Raw genomic sequence first — 23,230 nt, forward strand, 5'->3', positions numbered from 1 at the left:
ACCGCCCCAGCGCGCTTGCCTAGAGCGCGGCCCGCGATTGCCCGATCCTCTAATGGTAAGAGAGCGGACTCTGACTCCGTCAATCAAGGTTCGAATCCTTGTCGGGCATCCAGCTTTCCCGTTTCCAGAATATCTTAGCGGTTGCGTAGGCTACGCGACCGGGTAAGCATCCATGCGTGGGTTCGGGGGCGGAAATCGCGTGAGCGGGGGTAACGAGCAAGCGGCCACCGCGGCGCAGCGGCTTGCCGACGCGCATCGCGCGCTCCGCGCCGATCCGACGATCCAGTTCGGCATGGGACCCGCGCCGCTGCCCAAACCGTTCGAGATTCCCGGCTGGCTCCGCTGGCTGCTCGATGCGCTGCGGCCGATCGGGCGGTTCTTCAAATGGATCACGAGCTTCATGCCCGCGGCGCCGCTCGCGCAGATCCTGTTGTGGTCGGTGATCGTCATCCTCGCGCTCACGCTGATCTGGCTGATCGTCGACCGGATCCGCGCGGGCGAATGGCGCACGCCGTTCAGCAAGCGCCCCGCGCGGCAAGTCGCGGTCGAGCAGCAGGAAGAGGAATGGGCGCCCGATTTCGCGCCGGCGCGGGCTTGGCTCGATGAGGCAGACGCGCTGGCGGCGCGGGGGCTGTACGCGGAGGCCGTGCACCACCTGCTGTTCCGCTCGGTCGAGGATATCCAACGCCGGCGACCGCGTGTGGTGCGGCCTTCCCTGACCAGCCGCGAACTGTCGGTGGCGACCGGCATTCCGACCGTCGCCCGCGCGTTGTTCGCGCGGATCGCGGGGTATGTCGAAGCCAGCCTGTTCGGTGGGCGCGCGGTCGGCGCCGACGACTGGATGCAGGCGCGCGCGGCCTATGCCGACTTCGCGCTACCCGGGCAGTGGAAGGCATGAGCGACGTCGCGATCGGGCGCGCCGGGCCGGGCGGCGGCGAGCTGTTCCGGCTGCGCACGATCATCATCCTGGTGCTGGTCGGCGTTGCCGCATTCGCGGCGATGCTGATCGCGACCGCTTACGCCCCGGGCACGACGCCCAAGGGCGACGGTGCGGCGCACGCGTTGTCCAATTCGGCGGTCGGCTATAGCGGGATCATCCGGCTCGCGCAGGATGCGGGGTACGATACGCAAGTCATTCGCGACGACAATCTGCTCGACGGACGCGGGCTGCTCGTCGTGACGCCGCAGACCGCCGACACGCCGATGGGCGATATACTCACGCGGCGCGCCAAATTGCCGACGCTGGTGGTGCTGCCCAAGTGGCAGACGCTGGCGGATAAGGCGCATCCGGGCTGGGTCAACTACCTCGCCTTGCTCCCGGCGAGCGAGCCGTACGGCGTGCTGGCGCCCCAGAACAAGCTGACCATTGCGCGGAGCAAGAGCGGCGGCGCGCCGCTGACCGCGACCGGGTTCCTGGCCGACAGCGGCATCACGATCGCAGCACCGCGCCCGCTCCAGAGCATGACCGGCGCCAACCTCCACCCGCTGCTGACCGACGCGCAAGGTCACATCGTGCTCGGCCAGATCGGCGACGGGCCGTTCTACGTGCTCGCCGACGGCGACCTTATCGCCAACAAGGGGATGCGCGACGAAGCTAATGCCGCCGCCGTCTTCGACTTGCTCGACCAGCTCAACGTGTCGAACGAGCCGATCTCGTTCGACGTGACGCTGGTTGGGCTGGGCCGCCAGCCAAACCCGTTGCGGCTAGCGTTCGATCCGCCTTTCCTGGCGATGACGCTGACTTTGGTGGCGGCGATGCTGCTCGCCGGGTGGCAGGCATTCGTGCGATTCGGGCCGCCGGTGCGCCGCGAGCGCGCAATCGCGTTTGGCAAGGCGGCGCTGGTCGACAATTCGGCGATGCTGATCCGGAAAGCCCGGCGCCAGGCACGGCTCGGCGGGCGCTACGTCGAGACGATCCGCGACCGCGCGGTGATCGCGTTCGGGGTGCCTGGCCGGCTGCGGGGGCAAGCGATCGACGCGTATCTCGACAAATTGAGCGGCCGCGCGAAGTTCAGCGATCTCGCGCGCGCCGCCGAGCAGGCGTCCGACAAGAACAGCCTGGTCGCAGCCGCGCAGGCATTACACGATTGGCAGAAGGAGAAAGCCAAGTGACGGTCGAAGAGGTCCGCAATCTGGCCGAGGCCATCCGGCAGGAGGTCGGCAAGGCCGTCGTCGGGCAGGAAGCGACGGTCGAACTGATGCTCGTCGCCTTGTTCGCCGGCGGGCACATCCTGCTCGAAGGCCCGCCGGGCACCGCCAAGACGTTGCTCGCGCACAGCTTCGCGTCGGCGATCGGGATCAAGTTCGGGCGGATCCAGTTCACCCCCGACCTGATGCCCGGCGACATCATCGGCGCGAACCTGTTCAACTTCCAGACCAGCCAGTTCACGCTCACGCGCGGTCCGATCTTCACCGACCTGCTGCTGGCCGACGAAATCAACCGCACGCCGCCCAAGACGCAGGCGGCTTTGCTCGAAGCGATGCAGGAACGCACGGTGACGATCGACGGCGAGAGCCTCGCGCTCGGCGATCGCTTCATGGTGGTGGCGACGCAGAATCCGATCGAGCAGCAGGGCGTCTACCCGCTGCCCGAGGCCCAGCTCGACCGCTTTTTGTTCAAGCAGACGGTCGATTATCCGTCGGCCGAGGAGGAGCGCAAGATCATCGCGACGCACGGCGCGCGCGGCTCCGCGATGGATCCGGCGGAATGGGGGGTGAAGGCCAAGGGGAATGCGAAGCAGATCACCGCGGCGATCGACGCGGTTGCCGGGGTCAAACTGGTCGACGAGGTGATCGACTATATTGCGGGCCTGATCCGGGGCACGCGCGGTGTCGCCGACCTGGAGAGCGGCGCGAGCCCCCGCGCCGGCGCGATGCTGGCCGGCGCGGCGCGCGCGCGCGCGGCACTCGACGGGCGCGATTTCGTGATCCCCGACGACGTCAAGCAGCTCGCCCCCGCGCTGCTCCGCCACCGTCTGATCCTGTCGCCTGCGGCGGAGATCGACGGCCGCGTGGTCGAGGACGTGGTCAACGACATCATCGAACAGATCGAGGCGCCGCGGTGAGAATGGCGGCTCCTACTCCCCTCCCTCTCAGGGAGGGGCTGGGGGTGGGTGCGCGGCCCGCAGGGTCGCGCTCGACGGCGGCGGCAGGAGCCTCGCTGCGCTCGGCACCCACCCCTAACCCCTCCCTAAAAGGGAGGGGAATAAAAGGGTGATCTACCCCACGCGCCTCGCGGTGCTGGCGGCGGCGGCGGGAGCGCCCGTCGCGCTGCTCGTCGCTGTGCAGATGGCCGACCGTTGGTACGTGGCGCTCGCCTGGCCCGCGCTGGTGCTGGCCGGGGTGCTGGCCGATGCGATCGCCGCGGTCGGCGCGCGCGATGTTGCGGTGGCGCTCACCGTGCCGCGCACCGCGAGCGTCGGCGAAGAGGTCGAGGCGCTGGTGACGGTGACGATCCCCGGTCGGGGCGCGCCGCGCCGCGCCGAAGTGGCGGTTGCGAGCGATGCGCTGGTCGATATCGTCGACGATGGCCGCGCGATCGTCCAACTCGACAAAGGGCGCGGCGCCGTCGCGCTCCCCGTCGAGACTCGACGACGCGGTACAACACGTTTCGCGACACTATGGCTGCGCTGGCGCGGGCCGCTCGGACTCGCATGGAAGGGCAAGCGCGTCGCGACCGATACCTCGATGGCGATCCTGCCCGATATCCGCCCGGTCCACGAACGCGGCGCGCGAATCTTCCAGCGCCACGCGCTGCAGGGCCTGATGACTCAGCTCGACCGCGGCGACGGCACCGATTTCGACACGCTCGTCGAGTTCCGCTCGGGGATGGACCGCCGCGCGATCGATTGGAAGCAATCGGCGCGCCACCTCAAGCTCCACGCCAAGGAATATCGCACCGAGCGCAACAACCAGATCGTGTTCGCGGTGGACTCCGGACGCCAGATGTCGGAGCCGGTCGGGGGCGTGCCGCGGATCGACCGCGCGGTGGCGGCGATGCTGCTGACCGGCTGGGTCGCGCTCAAGCTCGGCGACCGCGTCGCGCTCCACTCGTTCGATTCGCGCCCGCGTATCGCGAGCGGGCTGATTTCGGGCGCGGGCGCCTTCCCCGAGCTCCAGCGGCTCGCCGCGCGAATCGATTATTCGGGCGACGAGACCAATTATACCTATGCGCTGACGACGCTCGCCGCGCGGCTGACGCGGCGCTCGATGATCGTGCTGTTCACCGAATTCACCGACCTGACCAGCGCCGACTTCATGATCCGCGCGGCCGCCCGGCTGGCGCAGACGCACCTGCTGATGGTCGTGGTGCTGCGCGACGAGGAACTCGAGACGATCGTGGACCGCGCGCCGCGCACGTCGGACGACATCACGCGCGCGGTGACCGCGGCGGCGCTCCTCAAGGACCGGTTGCTCGCGCTGACTCGCCTCCGGCACCTCGGCGCGCACGTCATCGAAAGCGAATACGACAAGGTCGGCGACCGGCTGGTCCAAGGCTATGTCGACCTCAAGCGGAGGAATCTGCTGTGACCGCGTTCGCAAATACCGGCGTGCCGATGGTCAATGCGACGCGGTTCCGCGCGGCGCACGAGGCCGATTGGGAGCGGCTCGACAAGATCGTCACCGCGATCGAGAAGCGCGGCGTGCGCGGGGTGCCCGAGCAAGCGCTGCTGGTGCTGCCGGTGCTGTACCGCTCGACGCTCTCCTCGCTGTCGGTCGCGCGCGAGACGTCGCTCGACAAGAGCCTGGTCGCCTATCTCGAACAGCTGTGCACGCGCGCCTATTATCAGATCTACGGCGTGCCGACCTCCGCCATGCGCCAGCTCGGCCATTTCTTCGCGCACAGCTGGCCGAAGGCGGTGCAGGCGCTGTGGAAGGAAACGCTCGTCGCGTTCATCCTGACCGCAGCGGGCGCGATCGTCGCGTACCTTCTGGTGCGCAACAACCCAAGCTGGTTCTACGTCCTGTTCCCCGACAACATGGCGGCGGGCCGCGACCCCACCGCGAGCGCGCAATTCCTCAAGAACACCTTGTACGACGGCGGCGGCCCGATGGCCGGGCAAAGCGCGCTCGCCTTGTTCGCGTCGTTCCTATTCACGCACAACGCGCAGATCGCAATCTTCTCGTTCGCGCTGGGCTTCGCCTTCTGCCTGCCGACCGCGGGCCTCATCGTCTATAACGGGCTGACGCTGGGCGCGCTGGTCGAAGTGTTCGCGGCGAAGGGGCTGGCCTATGGTTTCATCGGCTGGCTGATGATCCACGGCACGACCGAATTGTTCGCGATCATGATCTCGGGCGCGGCGGGGTTTCGCATCGGGCTCGCGCTCGCCTTCCCGGGGCGTCAGTCGCGCGCCGACGCGGCGGTCGCGGCGGGACGCCAGGCGGCAGTGGCGATGGGCGGCACGGTAGTGATGCTCGCGGTGGCGGGACTGCTCGAAGGGATCGGGCGCCAGACGGTCACGTCGGACACCGCGCGCTACGCGATCGGCGGCGGGATGCTGCTCGGCTGGCTGCTCTATTTCTACTGGCCGCGGAGGGATCGTGGCGCGGTCGCGTAAGCCCAGGCCGATCGGCAACCCGTTCCGGCGCAGCTTCGTCACGCCCGAAGGCGTCGACCTCAGGATCGAGCTGGGATCGGCCGGCGCGCGCGCGGGTGCGTTCATGCTCGACCTGCTGCTGATGCTCGTCGTGCTGGTGGTCGGCACGATTATGATCGCGCTCACCGCAGTCGCCGCGCAATCGGCGTTGCTCGCGGGCCTCTGGCTGGTCGGCTTCTTTTTCTTGCGGAACGGCTGGTTCACGCTGTTCGAGATGGGCGGGCGCGGCGCGACCCCGGGCAAGCGCATCATCGGCCTGCGCGTCGTCGCGCGCGACGGGTCGCGGCTGACCGGCGGCGCGGTGATCGCGCGCAACGCGATGCGCGAGATCGAATTCTTCCTGCCGATCACCTTCTTCTTCGCGACGATCTTCGAGAGCGGCACCGACAAGTTGATCTCGCTCGTCGCGCTGGTGTGGAGCGGCATCTTCCTGTTCTTCCCGCTGTTCAACCGCGACCGGTTGCGCGTCGGCGACCTGCTCGCAGGCACGTGGGTAGTGCAGCGCGCCAAGGTGAAGCTAGGCCACGACATCGTTGCCTCGATCGCGCAAAGCGACCAGCCGCGTCGGACCTTCAGCGACCATGCGCTCGGCCTGTATGGCGAATTCGAGCTCCAGACGCTCGAGGAAGTGCTGCGTAACGGCGACAATGACGCGCTGGTGACGGTCGCCGCCGCGATCCGGCGCAAGGCCGACCTGCCCGACGATGGCGACGATTTCGGCTTCCTGTCGGACTATTATGCGGCGCTGTGCGCGCGGCTCGAGCGCCAGATGATGGTCGGCTTGCGCCGCGCCGACAAATATGCCGAAGCGACGCGCGACCGCGCGGCGTGACGTCAGACCGGTGGAGCTGATCGCCGGGGTAGCCGCCTGCGCCATGCCTCGACCTCGCGCGCGATCGCGGCCGGCGCCGGGGTGCCGTGCATCAGGTGAAGGGCGATTTCCTGACGCGGGAAGTGCAGCGCCATGCGGTCGCCGCTGCCGACCCACACCGGCAAGGCATAGCGCCGCATCGCCGCCAGCAATTCGTCCGCCGCGTCGCTCTTTGCGATCGGCCGGCCATCGAGCCATTGAACGATGATGTAGAGCCGCGCGAACGGGTTTTCCGCCGCCGGGTTTTCGACCACCGACGTCAGCAACCCGCTTTTGTCGGGGCTCAGGTGATCGGGCAGATCGGCGACGCGCCGCCACAGGCAATACCACGTCCGGCAATCCTGCGGCCGCGCCGCATAGATCGAACAGCCGTTCGCCGTGCAATGCACGCACGTCTCGCGCGGCGGCTTCGCGAGCTTCGGATCGTCGATCGTTATCTCGAAACAGCACGCCGTGCAGCCCCCGCATTCCCGCCCGGGAACCAGCGGTCCGAACACTTCTTCCTCGAACGATAGGCTCGCCGGCATCAGCTGGCTTCGGCCAGTAGCTCCCGCGCGGTCGGGCTGGTCCAGTCCATCCCGCCGGTCATCCGCCACACCTCTTTGCCGTCCTTGTCGTACAGGATTGTCGTCGGGAGGCTGGGGTTGCCGAGCGCGAAGGAGAAACCGAGCTTGGGGTCGAGATAGGGTTTGAGCGCCTTGAGCTTGGCCGCCGCGAAATAGGGCGTGACGGCCTGTGCGCCGTTCATATCCTGGCTGACCGTCACCACCGGCAGCTTGCCCTCGGCGGCGATCGTGTCGAGCGCGGGCATCTCGATCTTGCACGGCCCGCACCACGTCGCCCACAGATTGAGCACGAACGGCTTGCCCGAAAAGCTCGCGAGCGTGGTCTTCACGCCGTTCGGATCGTCGAACATTACAGTCGGGGCGGCCGCTCCGTTGTGCCCGCGGTCGAGCTTGCCGATCACGTCGACGCCGTTGTCGGCGGAAGGCGCGACCTCGTCGGGGGTCGGCGCGCTGGCGTCGGCCGCGTTTGCCGCCACCGCGCTCGCTTGCTCGTTCGCGGGCGATTGCCTATCGCAGCCGGCGATCAGGACGAGAGCAGGCAGGAGCAGAGTGAGCGAGCGCAAGACCACGAACTCCATGTGGGGGGGCAGGTTCGCCGACGGACCGGCCGCGGTGATGCGCGAGATAAATGCCTCGATCCCGTTCGACAAGCGAATGTGGCGACAGGATATCGCGGGGTCGAAGGCGCACGCCGCGATGCTGGGCGCGGCGGGCATCCTGAGCACGGCGGACGCGAAAACGATCAGCGAGGGGCTCGACGCGGTCGCCGCGGATTACGAACGCGACGGTGTGCCCGACGACTTGGCGCTCGAGGATATCCACATGCTGACCGAGGCGCGGCTGGCCGAGAAGATCGGGCCGGCCGCCGGGCGGCTGCACACCGCGCGGTCGCGCAACGACCAGGTCGCAACAGATTTCCGCCTCTGGGTGCGCGACGCGATCGATCAGGTCGGGACGGCGCTGGGGGCGTTGCAGGATGCGCTGATCGCGCGTGCGGGCGAGCATGCCGACGCGGTGATGCCCGGCTTCACCCACCTCCAGTCGGCGCAGCCGGTGACGCTCGGCCATCACCTGATGGCGTATCACGACATGATCGCGCGCGACCGCAGCCGTTTCGCCGACAATCGCGCGCGGATGAACCGCTGTCCGCTCGGCGCCGCCGCGCTGGCGGGGACGAGCTTCCCGATCAACCGCGACGCGACCGCAGCGGCGCTCGGGTTCGACGGGCCGACCAGCAACAGCCTCGATTCGGTCAGCGACCGCGATTTCGCGCTCGACTATCTGATGGCGGCGACGCAGTGCGCGCTCCACCTGAGCCGGCTGGCCGAGGAGTTCGTTATCTGGGCTTCGCAGCCGTTCGGGTTCGTGGCGATGTCCGATCAATGGTCGACCGGCAGCTCGATCATGCCGCAGAAGCGCAACCCCGATGCCGCCGAGCTGGTGCGCGGGCATGCCGGGCGAATCGCGGGGTGCATGACCGCGCTGGTCATCACGATGAAGGGCCTGCCGCTCGCCTATTCCAAGGATATGCAGGACGACAAACCGCCGGTGTTCGAAGCGCACGATTTGCTGGCGCTGTCGATCGCCGCGATGACCGGCATGGTGCAGACCGCGCGCTTTCGCACCGACCGGATGCGCGCGCTGGCGGAGAGCGGGTTCGCCACCGCGACCGACCTCGCCGACTGGCTGGTGCGCGAAGCCGGGGTGCCGTTCCGCGAGGCGCATCACATCACGGGCCGCGCGGTAAAGGCGGCGGAAGACGCCGGGATCGGGCTCGACACCCTGCCGATCGAGACGCTGAAGGGAATCGATGACCGGATCGACGAACGCGTCTATGACGTGCTGAGCGTCGATGCGTCGGTCGCGAGCCGCACGAGCCACGGCGGCACGTCGCCGGTCCGGGTGCGCGAGGCGATCGCGGCGGCGCGCGCCGCCCGCGCGGGAGAGAAGAAGTGAAGCGTCTGATTGCCCTTGGCCTGATCCTCGCCCTCTCGGCCTGTGGCGCGGCGCGCGAGCTGAAACCGGCCGCGGGCAAGGCCCTGCCGATCGCGCCCTATGGCGCCGCCGCGCGGCCGGCGGCCAGCCAGTTGCTCACCGCATCGAGCCAGGCCCGCCCCGAGCGCAGCGACGAGGTGCTGACCAGCTCGGTCGAGCGCCAGGGCAACGAATTCGACCTGCCTCCCAAGAACTAGCCCATGGACCATTTTCATTACCGGAACGGCGAACTTTACGCCGAGGACGTCCCCATGGCGCGAATCGCCGCCGAGGTGGGCACGCCGGTCTACATCTATTCGCGCGCGACGTTCGAACGCCATGCGGCGGCGTTTCGCGATGGGCTGAAGGATATCCCGCGCATCCATCTCGCTTATGCGATCAAGGCCAATCCCAACCTTGCGGTGCTGCGGCTGATGGCCAACGCCGGTTATGGGGCGGATGTGGTGTCGGGCGGCGAGCTCGAGCGCGCGCTAGCGGCGGGGATGCCGGCGAAGGACGTGGTGTTCTCGGGCGTGGGCAAGACTCGCGACGAACTGGCGCAGGGGCTCGACCGCGGGATCGGCCAGTTCAATCTCGAGCTCGAAGCCGAAGGCGTCGCGCTGTCCGAAATCGCCGCCGCGCGGGGCCAGCGCGCGCCGTGCGTGCTGCGCGTCAATCCCGATGTCGATGCCGGGACGCACGCCAAGATCTCGACCGGTAAGGCGGAGAACAAGTTCGGCGTCGCGATCGCCGACGCGCCCGCGATCTACGCACGGCTCGCCGCCCTCCCCGGGCTGAACCTGCGCGGCGTCGCGTCGCATATCGGCAGCCAGCTACTCAGCGTCGCGCCGATGGAGGCGACATACAATCGCGTCGGCCAGCTCGTCGCCGAGTTGCGCGCCGCCGGGCACAAAGTCGACCGCGTCGATCTCGGCGGCGGGCTGGGTGTCGCATACAAGGCCGAGGATCAGCCGGTCTGGCCCGCCGACTATGGCGCGATGGTCGCGCGCGTGACGCGCGACTGGGACGTCGAACTGATGTTCGAGCCCGGGCGCGTGATCGCGGGCAATGCCGGGGTGCTGCTGACCAGGGTGATCTGGGTCAAGCCGTCGCCGGCCAATCCGTGGGTGATCGTCGATGCCGCGATGAACGACCTCGCCCGCCCCGCGCTCTACGACGCGTGGCACGATTTCGTCGCGGTGAAACCGAGCGGCGAGCGCTTCGTCGCCAATATCGCCGGACCGGTGTGCGAGAGCGGCGACACGTTCGCCAAGGCGCGCGACATCGACTTGGTGAAGGAAGGCGACCTCGCGATCTTCCGCACCGCGGGCGCCTACGGCGCGACGATGGCGTCGACCTACAACAGCCGCGCGCTCGTCCCCGAGGTGATGGTCGATGGCGACCGCTACGCCGTGGTCGCCGAACGCATTTCGCCCAAGACGATCATGGACGAGGAACGCGTTCCCGAATGGCTGTGAGCCTGCACAGCCTGCCGGCGTTCGTGCGGCTGGACGGGCGGCCGGTGATGCTGATCGGCGATGGCGGGGCAGCGGAGGCGAAGCGGCGGTTGCTGGAGCGCACGGGTGCGGTGATCGTCGGCGAGGAGGCCGAGGCGGCGTTGGCGATCGTCGCGATGGACGATCCTGATGCTACCGTCGCGCGGCTCAAGGCGCGAGGGCTTCTGGTCAACGCGGTCGATCGGTCCGATCTTTGCGACTTCACGCTCCCGGCGATCGTCGACCGCTCGCCGGTGATCGTCGCGGTGGGGACAGGCGGCGTGTCGGCGGGGCTGGCGGCGGCGCTGCGGCAGCGGCTGGAGGCGGTGCTGCCGAGCGATCTGGGTAAGCTGGCCGAGGCGGTTTCGGGTTTTCGAAAGGAATATCCCGACAGCCGCGCGCGGCGAACTGCGATTGATCACGCGTTGAACGATCATTTCGGCCACTATTCTCGCGAAAGCGGGAATTCGGTGGTGGCGATAACCCTCACTTCCCCCGACCCCGACGACCTCACCCTGCGGCAAGCGCGCGCGCTCGCGCAGGCCGACCGCTTGCTCCACGCGCCCGACGTGCCGCCCGCCATCCTCGACCGCGCGCGCGCCGATGCGGTGCGGATCGTTTCCCCTGCCCCGCCGGTTGACGCCTGCGACGGGCTGACCGTGTATCTGGAGATGGCGCGATGAGCGGCTTTGCGTTTCAGGTGAGCAGCGGCGGCAAGGTGACCAAGTGCGACATCAAGAGCGCGCTGTCGGCGCGCCACGGGTTCATCTGGGTGCACCTCAACACCAACAACGAGCACGCGCAGGACTGGCTGGCGAACACCGCCAAGCTCGACGATTATCTCGTCGATGCGCTGACCGCGGCTGAGACACGACCGCGCTGCGAGATGTTCGGCGAGGGCGCGCTGGTGAACTTGCGTGGGCGCTCTGCCGACGAACTGGCCTCGTCCGATCCGTTGGCTTCGGTTCGCATTTGGGCGATGGGGCGACGCGCCATTTCGGTCACGCGCAAGAAACTCGTCGCGATCGACACCGTCGAGAAAGCGGTCACCGACGGCCAGGTGCTCGACCCCGGCGACCTCATCACCGAATTCGCCGGCGCGATCACCGCCGATCTCGACCCCGATGTTGCCGAGATGGGCGACGAGCTCGATGAGTGCGAAACGGGGCTCGACACCGACAAGATTTTCGAGTTGCGTCGGGTGGTGACGCGCGTGCGCGCGCAGTCGATCGGTTATCGCCGTTTCCTCGCGCCCCAGCGCACCGCGCTCGAAAAGCTTGCGACTTTGCCGGTCGGCTGGCTCGACGACGACGACCGGTTGCACTTGGCGGCGGCGGCAGACCGTGCGGCGCGCATGGCCGAGGAACTGGAGAGCATCCGCGAGCGCGCCGCGCTGACGCACGAAGCGCTCACCGACCTGCGCGCAGAGCAGATCGACCAGCGCGGGCTGATCATCGCGATCGTCGCGATGATCTTCCTGCCGCTGACCTTTCTCACCGGGCTCTATGGCATGAATGTCAGGGGATTATGGCTGGCGGACCGGCCGTGGGCGTTCGATGCGATCGTCGGGATCTGTATCCTGACGGCAGTCAGCGTCACGACCTATTTCGTGCGTCGGCACTGGCTGAAAAGCTAGGAACGTAGGCGCGCCAGTTCCGCGGCCAGCCGCTGCCGCTCGGCACGGACATCGGCGAGCTCGGCGCGCGCTTCGCCCAATTCCATCGCCCGCGCGGCGATCCGTGCATCGAGAGCCGCGTTGGAGCGCTTGAGATCGGCGACGCGGCGCGCGCGCGCCAGCGTGCGCTCGATCCGCGCCGCGAGCACGTCGAAATCGAACGGCTTGGCGAGATGATCGTCAGCGCCCGCGGCAAGTGCTTCGATCGCCGCCTCTGGGTCGCTCCGCGCCGTGACGACAATAACCGGCAAATCGCTGGTTTCGGTCCGCGAGCGCAGCTCGGCAAGCACCTGCACGCCGGTCATCCCCGGCATCACCATGTCGAGCAGGACGAGGTCGAACCCGCGCCCGGCGATCAGGTCGAGCGCTTCGCCGCCATTGTCGACCAGCGCGGTGAGATAGCCGAGTGCGGTCAGCCGCTCGCCGATGACGTTCAGATTGGTCCGGCTATCGTCGACCACCAGGATCGTGCGCACCGGCCGCCCGGAATCGCGGTTGGGCTCGCCCATCTCTCACCCCCTCATGCCGCCGAACGGACCTGCGCCCAGGCGGCCGCAATCTCTTCGACGCTGCCGGCAACCTCGCGAAACGGGCGCGGATCCTGACCGACGCTGGCCTCGACAATCGTCGCGCGCGCGCCGCCGTACAGCCGTGCCAGGGTATGCGACACATCGCCGCCCAGGTCAAAATCGAGCCCTGCCTCGAGCGCGAACAGGATCGCGGTCGCGCGCGTCACCTTTTCGCTCTTCAGCGCATAGTCGCGCTTTTCGGTCGCCCACGCGGCGACGCGCAGGGCGCGGACGAGCTCGTCATACAGCAGTTGCACCAGTGCCGCACCGTCAGCTTCCGCCGTGCGTCCGACCAGGTCGATCTGGCGGTAGGTCGTATAGGGATCGGCCCCGAGCGCCGTCGCGTAGGCCGGCATCAGTCGGGCTTGTTCCAGGCGTCGATCTGGTTCTTCAGGAACGACTGGGTGGATTTGTACGCCGCGACCTTGGCGTTCATGCTGGCGAATTGCTGGGTCAGCCGCGTGCTCATCGCGTCCGACTGGGTCGCGATATCGTCCTGCGCCTTCGCCACCGCCGAGGCTTGGTCGTTATAGCGCTTAGCCGACGCACCGAGCCCGTAGAGCGTGCTGCTGGTGCTCAGCGAGATCGAGTTGAGCGCGGCGGTCAGTCCGTTGGTGCTGGTCGTCGAGAAGGCGAACATCGCCTCGACCGCATCGGGCGAATTGGTGAGCGCGCGGGCGACGGTCGCGTCGTCGACCGACAAGGTGCCGTCGCGGTTGGTCTTGATCCCGATCTCGCCGATCGTGGTCGGCGTGCCGGCGGCGACGTTGGTCAGGATCGGCTTAGTGGTCAGCGCGCGCAGCGTGCGCAGCAGGCTCTGCGCCGCAGCGTCACCGCGCAGCGGCCCGGTCTGCGGGTCGAGCTGCTCGGTCAGCGTCTTGAGCACCTGGTTATAGGTGTCGACGAAGTCGGTGATCGAGCTTTTGAGCGCGTCGGTCGGCGTGGTGCTGGTCAGCGCGACCGCGGTATTGCTGGTGCCGGTCAGTTGCAGCTTCACGCCCGCGACCAAGTCGCTGATCGCGTTGCTGCCGCGTTCGACCGCGACGCCGTCGACGGTGAGCTTGGCGTTCTGCGCGCCCGAGGTCAGCGCGGTGCCGGTGGCACCGACCCCGACGTTGAGCTGCGCGAGCTTGCCCGACGGATCGTTGGTCGCGGTGAGCGTGAACGCCTGCGCGGAGCCGGTGGCGCCTTTCAGCGACAGATACGCGCTGCCGTCGGCGTCGGTGACGACCGATGCGGTGACGCCAGCGTTCTTGGCGTTGATCGCCGCGGCGATACCGTCGAGGCTGGTCGCGCCCGCGACGATGTTGACCGTGATCGGGTCTCCGTCCGCGGCGTGGAAATCGGTCATCGCGGTGCCGTCGCTGCTGTACGTCGCGGTGCCGAGCGTCAGCGTGAGCGTGCCCGTACCGAGCGCGGTGGTGCGCGTGGTCACGGGAACGGTGGTGCGCGAGGATTGCCCGGTGGCGAGCTGGCTGACGCTGACCGACGACGACAGCCCGGCGAGCGTCGCCCCCGACAGCGCCGAGGCGGTCACGACATTGTTGTTCGACGACACCGGCTGGGTCTGCAACGTGCCGCCGGTCGCGAGCGTCTTGAGCGCGGCGGCGAACTGGCTGACCGTGCTCATCAGCGTCGACGTGCCCGAAATCTGCGCGCTGATGGCGGTCGATTTCTGCGTCAGCGCATCGGTCTTGGCGGCAAATTGCGCCTGGACGAGCGAGCTGACCAGCGACGCGGTGTCGATCCCCGAGCCCGTCGACAGCGAGGTGAACAGCGCCTGTGCGGCCGAGGCCGTCACGCTGCTGGCTGTGGGCGTGGTCGTGGGCACTATGATATCTCCGCGCGCGTCGGATGAAGGAACGGCCGGACGGGCCGATTTTTAAGCGATTCGCTCATTGTTTGACGCCGTTTTCGTCGAAACGCGCGGTGGCCGGCACATCGATCGCCGGCTGGACCGCGCCGGCCCGCGCGTTGAGGTTGAAAACGAACGCCAGAACGGTCGCGATCGCGGCGTAGAGGTCGTCGCGGACCTCCTGCCCCTCGCGGCTGGTGTAATAGACCGCGCGGGCCAGCGCGGGATATTCGAGGATGGGCACTTGGCTTTCGCCCGCGACGTCGCGGATCGCGAGCGCGGTGATCCCGCGGCCCTTCGCCACCACCACCGGCGCGACGTCGGTGTCGCGGTCGTAGCGCAGCGCGACCGAGAAGTGCGTCGGGTTGGTCAGGATGACGTGCGCCGAGGCGACGGCGCTGCGCACGTTGCGGCGGCTCATCTCGCGCTGGCGCTGGCGCATGTGCGCCTTGGCCTCGGGCGAGCCTTCGGTTTCCTTGTGCTCGTCGCGAATTTCCTGCTTGGTCATGCGCAATTTGGCGAGCAGCCGGACGATCTGGATCGGTAAGTCGACGCCCGCGATCAGCACGAGGCCCCCCGCCATCACGAACAGGATCGTGACGAACGTTCCCGACAATTGGTCGACCGCGCCAGCGACGTCGGCGGAGGAGGCGAGGCCCATCGTCGGACGCGCGGTGCGCCACAGCAACCACGCGCCGATCCCGCCGAGCAGGACGACCTTGAGCAGCGACTTGCCGAGCTCGATCCAGCCGGTCGGGCCGAAGATGCGCTTGAGTCCCGACGCCGGGTTCACCCGCGAGAATTTGGGCTGGAGCAACTTGCCGTTGAAATTGAACGAGCCGAGCCCGGCCTGGCTGAAGATCGCGGCGGCGAGTGCGATCAGCATCAAGCTGCCGAGGCCCGGCAACAGGCTCCACCCGGCCTGCGCGAGCGGCTTCATCGGCGACCAATCCTCGATATCGCCCCGCCCGAAGCGGAAGCTCGCCTGCATGATGCCTTCGCACGCATGGACGAGCGATTGCCCAAACAGCGCCAGCCAGCCGCACCCGGCAAGCACGATCAGCGCGGTCGCGAACTCGCGCGACTTGAGGACATCGCCCTGCTCGACCGCGTCCTTGCGACGCTTGGCTGTCGGCAGCTCTGTCTTGTCGCCCTCGTACTCGGCCATCAGCCGAACACCAGGCGTTGCGCGGCATCGAGTCCTTCCTGGACGATGACGAGCATGTAATCACCCATCGCGGGCATCGCGAGCGCGAGTGCCACGACTCCGACCGCGAGGCTGGCGGGCAGGCCGACCGCGAACAGGTTGAGGCTGGGCGCGGCGCGGCTGATCATCCCGACGATCAGGTTGAGGCAGAGCAGCAGGAACCCGACGGGAAGCGCGAGCAGCAATCCGGCGGCGAAGGTATAGCCGCCGAAAAACGCGATATCCTTGAGCCGGTCGGGCGCGAGCCACGCGCCGCCCGGGGGCAGCACGGCGTAGCTGCGCACCAGCATGTCGACGAGCACGAGGTGCCCGTTCACCGACAGGAAGAGGAGCGTCATCAGCACCGACAGGAACTGGCCGAGCGCGGGGCTGGAGCGCCCGTTCTGCGGGTCGATCGCCGAGGCGAAGCCGATCCCCATCGACGTGCCGATCACTTCGCTTGCGATCATCGGCGCGGCGAACGCGATCTGGAGCACGAAGCCTATCGCGAGACCGATCAAGGCCTCCGCACCGACATTGAGGAAGGTATCGAGCCCGAACACCGCGGGCGGCGGCGCCACCGGATGGACCGCGAGCACCAGCACGCCGATCGCCCCGGACAGCGAGATCCGCACCGGCAGCGGGATCGACACCGCGCCGAACACCGGCGCCGCGACGAACGCCGCGCCGATCCGCACCATCACGAAGATGAGCGCCCAGAGCTGCGGCTCAATGCTGAGGCCGAAGCCTAGCACGGCGCACGCCGCGAGAGAGCGCGTGTCGCGCGCCACGTGGCGAAGCCCGGCCGGCGGGTCGGCTGTGCCGAACCCGTCCGACGACGCGGCTTTGCCGCGGCGGGACCCCGCACGCGCATTATTTCACCAGGTCGGGGATGCGCCCGAAGATATCGATGGTGAAGTCGCTGAGCAGCCCCATCATCATCCCCCCGAAGATGACGAGCGCGATGCCGACCACGACCAGCTTGGGGACGAAGGTCAGCGTCTGTTCGTTGATCGAGGTCGCGGCCTGGACCATGCCGAGGATCAGCCCGGCGAGGAGCGCGGGGATCAGCACCGGCGCCGCGGCGAGTGCCAGCACCCACATCGTCTGGTCGGCGACCCCCAGGAAATAATCGGCGTCCATAGCGTCAGTTGATCCGGTATTTGGGGTCGGTGCCCGGGGGCACGGCAAGCCACCACGACACGGCCGGGCGTTTCGCCGGGCGAGTCGGGAGGCGGAACAGGTCCGGCAGGAAAGGCGGCGCGGCGGGGGCCATCATCGCTAGGTCGCGAAACTGCCCGCGAGGCTGCCCATCATCATCGCCCAGCCATCGACCAGCACGAACAATAGCAGCTTGAACGGCATCGAGATGATCGTCGGCGACATCATCATCATGCCCAGACTCATCAGCACCGTCGCGACCACCAGGTCGATGACGATGAACGGCAGGAAGATCAGGAAACCGATCTGGAACGCGGTCTTGAGCTCGCTGGTGATGAACGCGGGGAGCAGCACCGAATAGGGCACGTCGGCCGAATTCTTGTACGGGCCCGATTTCGCCATCTGCGCGAACATCGTCAGGTCCTTGACCCGCGTCTGCTTGATCATGAACGCGTGGAGCGGCGCGCCGGCGCGGCTGATCATCTCGGTGCCCTGAATCTGGCCGGCCGAATAAGGCTGGATCGCCTGCGTGTTGATCTGGTTGATCGTCGGCGCCATCACGAAGAGCGACAGGAACAGCGACAACCCGATCAGCACCTGGTTGGGCGGCGTCTGCTGGAGGCCGAGCGCCTGGCGCAGGATCGACAGCACGATGATGATCCGCGTGAAGCTGGTCATCATGAGCAGCAGACCCGGCAGGATCGTGAGCAGCCCCATGATAATGAGGACTTGCAGCGAGAGCGACAGCGGCGCCTTGGCAGCACCGTTGGTCGCGGCGGCGGCGCCGGGGCCGCCGAGCTGACCGAGCGCGCGGTCGACCGCGTCGCCGACGCCAGGCGTCGCGACCGGAGCCGGCGTGGAAACGGTCGGAACGGCCGGGGCAGCCTGCGCGAAGGCGGGCACTGCGACCACCAGCAGCGCGATCGCGGCGAGCGCAATCAGGACGATCTTGGCAAAACCGTTGTTCTTCGCCGCAGCCTTTTCAGGCGCGCGGAACAGCGACGGGCCGTCGGTATTGAGGCGGCGGACGAAGGTCACGCGGTCGGCCCGCTCTTATCGATCAAATTCACGCCGCCCTTGCCGACCGACACGAGCAGCTTCTTGCCCTCGAACTCGAGCACCGCGAGGCGTAGGCCCGGCGACAGCATCATCGTCTCCTGCACCTTGAGCAGCCGCGTCGCCTGCTGCTTGTTGAGCCGCCCTTCGAGCCGGCGCCACAGGTACAGGCAGCCAATCATCAGCCCGCAGACGAGCGGGAGCAGCACGACCAGCTTGAGAATATAGCTCCAGAGCATCAGCCGCGCTTTTCGGGCGAGACCAGCTCGGTCAGGCGGACGCCGAAGCGCTCGCCCACGGTGACGACTTCGCCGCGGCCGATCAGCGTGCCGTTGACGAACACGTCGAGCAACTCGTTGGCGGCGCGGTCGAGCTCGATCACCGAGCTTTCGCCGAGCGCGAGCAGTTCGCGCAGCGTCAGCCGGGTCTGGCCGATCTCGACCGTCAATTTGACGTCGACGTCCTGCAGCAGCCGGAAATTGGCCGCCATGTTGGCGTCGACCGGGAAAGTACCGGACATGTCGGTCATGCGAGTTCCTCTGCGTTGAGCGTCAAATGGTTGAGTTTGATCGCGGCGCGGCCGTTCGACGTGCCGACGGTGCCGGTGCCGAGCCGCCCCTTGGCGACCATCACTGGGACGTCGGCGGCGACGGTGATCGGGATCACGTCGCCTTCCTTGAGCTCCATCAATTTGGCGAGGCTGATCACCGGTTCGGCAAGCACCGAGCGGACCGGGAAGGTCACCGTCATCATCGCCTTGGCGAGGCCGTTCTGCCACGCCGGGTCGGGTGCCGCGCCCATCACCTTGCCGGTGAGCGACGGAGCGTAGGGCTTGAGCGCCTGGACCGGATAGACGATGTCGACGAACACCGGCTTGTGGCTGCCCTTGGCGATCCCGAAGCGCGTGAGCACGACCGGGTCGTCGCCGTCGATCCCCTGCACCATCGCGGCGTCGCCGACGACACGGCCGGGGTGGAAATGCAATTTGGCGAGCGGTTCCCATGCCGATGCCATCGGCTCGGCGATCATCGTGCCCAGCCGGTGGATCATCGCTTCGGCCGCGGGCGAGAATTCGGTCGGCATGTCGTGCGGCGCCGCGCCGGTGCCGCCGAAGAACAGGTCGAGCAACTCGAGGCTGAACTTGCCGTCGATCACCATCAGCGCCTGGCCGTTGCCCGGGCTCATCGCGAGCGGCATCCAGCCGGTCAGCCCCTCGGGCCGTTCGGCGCGGTAATCGGCGAAGCGCTGAACGCTGAGCGGCTCGGCCCAGAGCCGTAGTTCGTGGCGCAGCAACGGCTCGAACACGTGGCGCAGGCTCCGCGCGAGGCGCGCCGAGAGGTGCTGCAACGTGTGGAGGTCGCCGAACGGATTGAGGTTCGCGCCGCCCAGAGCCGCCGCATGCGACGCGCCGTCGCGCGGCCGCTCGCGGCGGTCGCTGGCCGTCGCGTCGTCGGACATGGTTGGCGTGTCGTTAACCATGTCTCACTGAACAACGAAATTGGTAAAGTAAACGTTACTGATCCCGCCGAATCCCTCTTTCTGCTTGAGCGTCGCGTTGATCGCGTCGGTTAGCCGGGCGGCAAGTTTCTGCTTGCCCTGCGAGGTGAAAACCTCGTCCTCGGTGGAATCGCCCAGCGCCATCAGCACGGCGGAGCGCACCGCGATCTCGTTGGTCTTGAGGTTCTCGATTACGCTGTCGTCGTACGGCGTCGACACTGCGATCCCGACCTGGACGTAGTGGACGCTGTCCTGCAGGTTCGAGGTGAAGTCCTTGTCGAGCGGATAGTAGTTGGAGGCGTATTTGTCGCCGCCCAAGCCCGACGGCGGCGCCTTACCGCTGGGTTTGACCTCGCCTTCCTTGCCGTCACCGCCCCCGCCGCGCTTCTGCTCGCTCTTGGGCACCAGTTGCGGGCCTTCGGCGACCGCAGCGGCCGCCTTGGTGCCGCCGAAGAAGCCGAGCGCGTACGCGCCGCCCGCGCCGCCGCTGGCGACCGCCAGCAACAGCAGCATCAGGATCAGCTTCTTCTTGCCCTTCTTCTTGGGCTTCTCGACGGCTTCGGTCTCGGGTTCGTCACTCATTTCCAAATCCCCCAATTCTTACGCGATGCGGCCGTCATCGGCGGCCTGATTGTCTTCGCCGCGCGGCGCGGCGCGGTGGTTGGTTATGTTCTGCTGGCGCTCGACCTCTGGGCGCGGGCGATGCTCGCCCTGCCCGCTCAGGTCGACGCTGGTGCCCGACAGGCGGATGCCGCGCGCTTCGGCGGCGGCGGCGAGTTGTGGTGCCGCATCGACCAGCAACGCGCGTGTCGCCGGCTGTTCGGCGGCGAAGCGCACGCTGACCGCGCCATCGGTGTGCGTCTTGAGCGACACGTCAACGCGGCCGAGCGCTTCGGGCTTGAGCCGGATCGAGGTGTCGTTGGCGTTGGCATTGTCGCGCAGCGCCTCGATATGATCGATCATCTTCTGCGGCCAATCCTGGCGGCCGAGGTCAAGCGTCTGGCGCTGCGCATCGCCGGTCGGCGCGATCGACGCTGTCGTATCGGCAGCGTGGATGGCGGCGGCGAGCGGGGCCAGCGTGGCCGGTGCATCGTCATCGCGCGCCTCCGGCGTCGATGTCATCGGCAAGGCGAACAAGGCGGGGAGCGTCACGGCGGACGGCGCGAGCGGCGGAAGCGGCGTCATCGGCGGCGCGACTGGCTGGGACGGTCCGACCGACGGAAGCGGCGTCATCGTCGGGGCGACCGGCTTGGGCTGATTGAGCGGCGGCGAGACGTCCGGCTTGTTCGGCAGGATCACGGGATCCATCGGCGTCGGCGGTGTTTCGACCTGCGGCGTGATCGGCGAAGGCATATCCTTGCCGACGGGAGCCGTCGGGACGAGCGGCACGGCAACGATGGGCGGCGCTTCGGGCGCCACGATGCCGATGACCGGCGTCGTCACCGGTTCGGGCGCCTTGTTCGCGATCGGTTGCGCGGGCGGAATCCGCGGTGCGCCGAACAGCCACGCGAGCGCGGGATCGACTTGCGGCTTGTCCTTGTCCGGCAAGGAATTGCCGGGCGCGGCATCGTCCTGCCGGTCGGGATCGCCCGGCGCAGCCTTTGCGGCGGGCGGGCCGATCTTGCCGATCATCAGGTCGATAAATGCGGCCAAGCTCGGCACCCCGGGGGCGAGCACCGAGGGCAGCGCAACCGTGGCGGGCAGCGCGATCGAGCCGGTGACAGGACTGGTCAGATTGGACATTCAACCCCTTTTCGGGGCTGTGCACCGCCCCGCAGGGTCGTTTCAGCAAGGATCGTGCCGAATCTTGCGCACCGGCGGCGCGGCCTCAAGCGCGCGAATCGCCCTGAGCACCGCGTCGGCGTCAGCGCGAGCCATCAATTTCTCAATCGCGCTCTGGTCGCGGCGCGCCTCGCGCGTCGCTTCGGCGGCTGCTTCGGCGGCGCGGTCGGCCTCTTCGAGCCGCGCCTGCGCCATTTCGGCCGAGGCGTGGAGCCGCGAGCGGAAATGCGCCGCGGCAACGAGCGCGAAGCCGTTGCCCTCGGTCGGCGCGGGCGCGACATTTTCGGCCAGCCGCGCGATGCGGTGCGCGAGGTCGGCTTCGCTCGCGCGCTTGTCCTGCGCCTGCGCCTCGGCGGCGCGGGTCATGTTGAGCTGGAGCGTGCGGACGCGCAGCAGCCGGTCGAGCTGCTGGCGTTTATGCATGGAGGTGCAGCGGTGCCGGCCCGCTCCCCCGCCCGGCCACCCAGTCAGGATATTCTACGGGCGGCCGGGCGGGGGAGCGGGCCGGCACCGCGACCAGATCAGCCATCCCCGAACACGCCGATCAGTTCGGCGACCGCGTCGTCCATCGGCACGATCGCGTCGGCGTCCTGGCGGATATATTCCATGACCGCCGGATGGCACGCGATCGCCGCGTCGATTTCGGGGTCCGCGCCGCCGCGATACGCGCCCATCAGGACGAGATCGCGATTCTCTTCGTAGGTCGCCAGGTGCCGGCGCAGCACGCGCGCCGCGGCGATATGCTCCGGCTGGGTGATGTCGGCCATCACCCGGCTGACCGACGGGCCGAGGTCGATCGCGGGATAGACGCCACGCTCGGCGAGTTGGCGCGACAGCACGATATGCCCGTCGAGGATCGACCGCGCGCTGTCGACGACGGGGTCGTTGCCGTCGTCGCCGTCGGCGAGCACGGTGTAGATCGCGGTGATCGACCCGCCCGACTTCACGTCGGTGCCGGCGCGCTCGATGAGGTTGGGGAGCATCGCGATCGCCGACGGCGGATAGCCGCGCGCCGACGCCGGTTCGCCGAGCGCCAAGCCGATCTCCCGCCCCGCATGGGCCACGCGAGTCAGCGAATCCATGATGAGCAGGACTTTCTTGCCCTCGTTACGAAAGCCCTCGGCGATCGCGGTGGCGCGCAACGCGCCGCGAATACGGAGTACCGGCGAATGATTGGCCGGGACCGCGACGACGACCGAGCGTGCGCGCGCCTCGCCGGCGACCTTGGTTTCGAGGAAGTCGGCGACCTCGCGTGAACGCTCGCCGATCAGCCCGATCACCACGACATCGGCCTCCGCCGCGCGCACGATCATCCCGAGCAGCACCGATTTGCCGACGCCCGATCCGGCCATGATACCGACGCGCTGGCCCTGGCCGATCGTCAGCAAGCCGTTGATCGCGCGCACCCCGACATCCATCGGCTGGAGCACGCGCCCGCGGTCGAGCGGGCCTTGGAGCTTGCCGGCGAGCGGCCAATGTTTCGCGCCGCGGATCGGGCCGAGGCCATCGATCGGCTTGCCCGCGCCGTCGACCACGCGGCCGAGCAGTGCGCTCCCCACTTCCGCTTCGCCCGGGGGGCCGATCGGCCGCACCGACGATTGCGGGAGCAAGGCGGCGGGGCCGCCCAGATTCATCAGCAGCGTGCGGCCGTTCCGGAAACCGATCACCTCGGCCTCGACCTTGGCGCCGTTCGCCGCGCCGACCTGACACACCGTGCCGACCGGCAGGTTGAGCCCAACGGCCTCCATCAGCAACCCGTCGAACGACGCCAGCCGCCCCGAAATCTTCGGGCTCGGCGCGAACTCGGTGTTGCCGAGGCTATCGAGATAGTCGGCGGTGAAGCGGTTCAGCATGCAAATCCTCCCCGTTCACGGGGAGGTGGCAGCGCGGAGCGCTGACGGAGGGGGCGGGCCACAGGCGATACCGACGAGGCGAACCCCCTCCA

General features: G+C 68.2%; 28 protein-coding genes and 1 tRNA gene. 12 read left to right on the forward strand and 17 right to left on the reverse strand.

Annotation, left to right across the window (positions count from 1 at the left end; all coding sequences use genetic code 11):
- Positions 1-38 precede the first annotated feature (38 nt).
- From E7773_RS00305 to E7773_RS00335, 7 genes are all read left to right on the forward strand, one after another.
- A tRNA-Gln gene (locus tag E7773_RS00305) sits at positions 39-112 on the forward strand.
- 87 nt (positions 113-199) lie between these two features.
- Entirely contained in the window at positions 200-898 is a 699-nt protein-coding gene (locus E7773_RS00310) for a DUF4129 domain-containing protein (RefSeq protein ID WP_293986774.1), read from the forward strand.
- Positions 895-2,112: a DUF4350 domain-containing protein gene (locus E7773_RS00315; RefSeq protein WP_293986776.1), complete on the forward strand. Its 1,218-nt coding sequence runs from the start codon at positions 895-897 to the stop codon at positions 2,110-2,112. Before E7773_RS00310 ends, E7773_RS00315 begins: the two co-directional genes overlap by 4 nt.
- Positions 2,109-3,065, forward strand: coding sequence for a MoxR family ATPase (locus E7773_RS00320; RefSeq protein ID WP_293986778.1), 957 nt, complete (start codon positions 2,109-2,111; stop codon positions 3,063-3,065). The genes E7773_RS00315 and E7773_RS00320 overlap by 4 nt, the downstream gene beginning before the upstream one ends.
- A 148-nt stretch (positions 3,066-3,213) precedes the next feature.
- Positions 3,214-4,530, forward strand: coding sequence for a DUF58 domain-containing protein (locus E7773_RS00325; RefSeq protein WP_293986781.1), 1,317 nt, complete (start codon positions 3,214-3,216; stop codon positions 4,528-4,530).
- Between the two features lie 26 nt (positions 4,531-4,556).
- Complete coding sequence (locus E7773_RS00330) at positions 4,557-5,558, forward strand: stage II sporulation protein M (RefSeq protein ID WP_293987141.1); 1,002 nt, start codon at positions 4,557-4,559, stop codon at positions 5,556-5,558.
- Positions 5,542-6,429, forward strand: coding sequence for an RDD family protein (locus tag E7773_RS00335; protein WP_293986784.1), 888 nt, complete (start codon positions 5,542-5,544; stop codon positions 6,427-6,429). Before E7773_RS00330 ends, E7773_RS00335 begins: the two co-directional genes overlap by 17 nt.
- 2 nt (positions 6,430-6,431) lie before the next feature.
- Here E7773_RS00335 and E7773_RS00340 read toward each other — a convergent pair whose 3' ends face one another.
- Both E7773_RS00340 and E7773_RS00345 read right to left on the reverse strand, forming a co-directional pair.
- Complete coding sequence (locus E7773_RS00340) at positions 6,432-6,995, reverse strand: YkgJ family cysteine cluster protein (RefSeq protein ID WP_293986786.1); 564 nt, start codon at positions 6,993-6,995, stop codon at positions 6,432-6,434.
- Positions 6,995-7,603, reverse strand: coding sequence for a TlpA disulfide reductase family protein (locus tag E7773_RS00345; protein ID WP_293987143.1), 609 nt, complete (start codon positions 7,601-7,603; stop codon positions 6,995-6,997). Before E7773_RS00345 ends, E7773_RS00340 begins: the two co-directional genes overlap by 1 nt.
- Positions 7,604-7,610: 7 nt before the next feature.
- On the opposite strand from E7773_RS00345, the gene argH reads away from it, so the two are divergent.
- Genes argH through E7773_RS00370 form a run of 5 tightly spaced genes read left to right on the forward strand, consistent with a single transcriptional unit; the run spans position 7,611 to position 12,140 of the window.
- Positions 7,611-8,990 (forward strand): argininosuccinate lyase, encoded by a 1,380-nt coding sequence (gene argH, locus E7773_RS00350; protein ID WP_293987145.1) that lies wholly within the window; start codon positions 7,611-7,613, stop codon positions 8,988-8,990.
- Positions 8,987-9,226, forward strand: coding sequence for a hypothetical protein (locus E7773_RS00355; RefSeq protein WP_293986789.1), 240 nt, complete (start codon positions 8,987-8,989; stop codon positions 9,224-9,226). Before argH ends, E7773_RS00355 begins: the two co-directional genes overlap by 4 nt.
- 3 nt (positions 9,227-9,229) lie before the next feature.
- A complete protein-coding gene (gene lysA, locus E7773_RS00360) occupies positions 9,230-10,486 on the forward strand; it encodes a diaminopimelate decarboxylase (RefSeq protein ID WP_293986791.1) in 1,257 nt (418 codons plus the stop codon).
- Entirely contained in the window at positions 10,477-11,187 is a 711-nt protein-coding gene (locus E7773_RS00365; protein ID WP_293986794.1) for a siroheme synthase, read from the forward strand. Before lysA ends, E7773_RS00365 begins: the two co-directional genes overlap by 10 nt.
- Complete coding sequence (locus E7773_RS00370; RefSeq protein WP_293986797.1) at positions 11,184-12,140, forward strand: zinc transporter ZntB; 957 nt, start codon at positions 11,184-11,186, stop codon at positions 12,138-12,140. Before E7773_RS00365 ends, E7773_RS00370 begins: the two co-directional genes overlap by 4 nt.
- Here E7773_RS00370 and E7773_RS00375 read toward each other — a convergent pair.
- The 15 genes from E7773_RS00375 to E7773_RS00445 form a co-directional block, all read right to left on the reverse strand.
- Positions 12,137-12,688: a response regulator gene (locus tag E7773_RS00375; protein ID WP_293986801.1), complete on the reverse strand. Its 552-nt coding sequence runs from the start codon at positions 12,686-12,688 to the stop codon at positions 12,137-12,139. The genes E7773_RS00370 and E7773_RS00375 overlap by 4 nt on opposite strands.
- 11 nt (positions 12,689-12,699) lie before the next feature.
- On the reverse strand, positions 12,700-13,104 hold the full coding sequence (locus E7773_RS00380; protein WP_293986804.1) for a flagellar protein FliS: 405 nt from the start codon (positions 13,102-13,104) through the stop codon (positions 12,700-12,702).
- On the reverse strand, positions 13,104-14,549 hold the full coding sequence (fliD, locus tag E7773_RS00385; RefSeq protein ID WP_293986807.1) for a flagellar filament capping protein FliD: 1,446 nt from the start codon (positions 14,547-14,549) through the stop codon (positions 13,104-13,106). Before fliD ends, E7773_RS00380 begins: the two co-directional genes overlap by 1 nt.
- 94 nt (positions 14,550-14,643) lie before the next feature.
- Complete coding sequence (locus tag E7773_RS00390) at positions 14,644-15,771, reverse strand: flagellar type III secretion system protein FlhB (protein ID WP_293986810.1); 1,128 nt, start codon at positions 15,769-15,771, stop codon at positions 14,644-14,646.
- Positions 15,771-16,544 carry a flagellar biosynthetic protein FliR gene (gene fliR / locus E7773_RS00395; protein WP_293987147.1) on the reverse strand — a complete coding sequence of 258 codons (774 nt, stop codon included), beginning with the start codon at positions 16,542-16,544 and terminating at the stop codon, positions 15,771-15,773. Before fliR ends, E7773_RS00390 begins: the two co-directional genes overlap by 1 nt.
- Before the next feature lie 118 nt (positions 16,545-16,662).
- Positions 16,663-16,932 (reverse strand): flagellar biosynthesis protein FliQ, encoded by a 270-nt coding sequence (gene fliQ, locus E7773_RS00400; RefSeq protein ID WP_293986813.1) that lies wholly within the window; start codon positions 16,930-16,932, stop codon positions 16,663-16,665.
- 4 nt (positions 16,933-16,936) lie between these two features.
- Complete coding sequence (locus E7773_RS00405) at positions 16,937-17,068, reverse strand: hypothetical protein (protein WP_293986817.1); 132 nt, start codon at positions 17,066-17,068, stop codon at positions 16,937-16,939.
- Positions 17,069-17,070: 2 nt separating this feature from the next.
- Complete coding sequence (gene fliP / locus E7773_RS00410; RefSeq protein WP_293987149.1) at positions 17,071-17,898, reverse strand: flagellar type III secretion system pore protein FliP; 828 nt, start codon at positions 17,896-17,898, stop codon at positions 17,071-17,073.
- 86 nt (positions 17,899-17,984) lie between these two features.
- A complete protein-coding gene (locus E7773_RS00415) occupies positions 17,985-18,245 on the reverse strand; it encodes a flagellar biosynthetic protein FliO (protein WP_293986820.1) in 261 nt (86 codons plus the stop codon).
- A complete protein-coding gene (gene fliN / locus E7773_RS00420; protein WP_146573251.1) occupies positions 18,245-18,535 on the reverse strand; it encodes a flagellar motor switch protein FliN in 291 nt (96 codons plus the stop codon). The genes E7773_RS00415 and fliN overlap by 1 nt, the downstream gene beginning before the upstream one ends.
- Positions 18,532-19,464 (reverse strand): flagellar motor switch protein FliM, encoded by a 933-nt coding sequence (locus tag E7773_RS00425; RefSeq protein ID WP_293986827.1) that lies wholly within the window; start codon positions 19,462-19,464, stop codon positions 18,532-18,534. Before E7773_RS00425 ends, fliN begins: the two co-directional genes overlap by 4 nt.
- Positions 19,465-19,488: 24 nt before the next feature.
- Positions 19,489-20,085, reverse strand: coding sequence for a flagellar basal body-associated FliL family protein (locus tag E7773_RS00430; RefSeq protein ID WP_293986830.1), 597 nt, complete (start codon positions 20,083-20,085; stop codon positions 19,489-19,491).
- Between the two features lie 18 nt (positions 20,086-20,103).
- The gene (locus tag E7773_RS00435; protein ID WP_293986833.1) at positions 20,104-21,246 is read right to left on the reverse strand and encodes a flagellar hook-length control protein FliK; all 1,143 of its coding nucleotides are present in this window, start codon (positions 21,244-21,246) and stop codon (positions 20,104-20,106) included.
- A gap of 42 nt (positions 21,247-21,288) precedes the next feature.
- Positions 21,289-21,708 (reverse strand): hypothetical protein, encoded by a 420-nt coding sequence (locus E7773_RS00440; protein ID WP_293986836.1) that lies wholly within the window; start codon positions 21,706-21,708, stop codon positions 21,289-21,291.
- Positions 21,709-21,806: 98 nt separating this feature from the next.
- Complete coding sequence (locus E7773_RS00445; RefSeq protein WP_293986839.1) at positions 21,807-23,138, reverse strand: FliI/YscN family ATPase; 1,332 nt, start codon at positions 23,136-23,138, stop codon at positions 21,807-21,809.
- Between the last annotated feature and the right edge of the window lie 92 nt (positions 23,139-23,230).

The sequence above is a fragment of the Sphingomonas sp. genome (assembly GCF_004799495.1).
Classification (GTDB): domain Bacteria; phylum Pseudomonadota; class Alphaproteobacteria; order Sphingomonadales; family Sphingomonadaceae; genus Sphingomonas.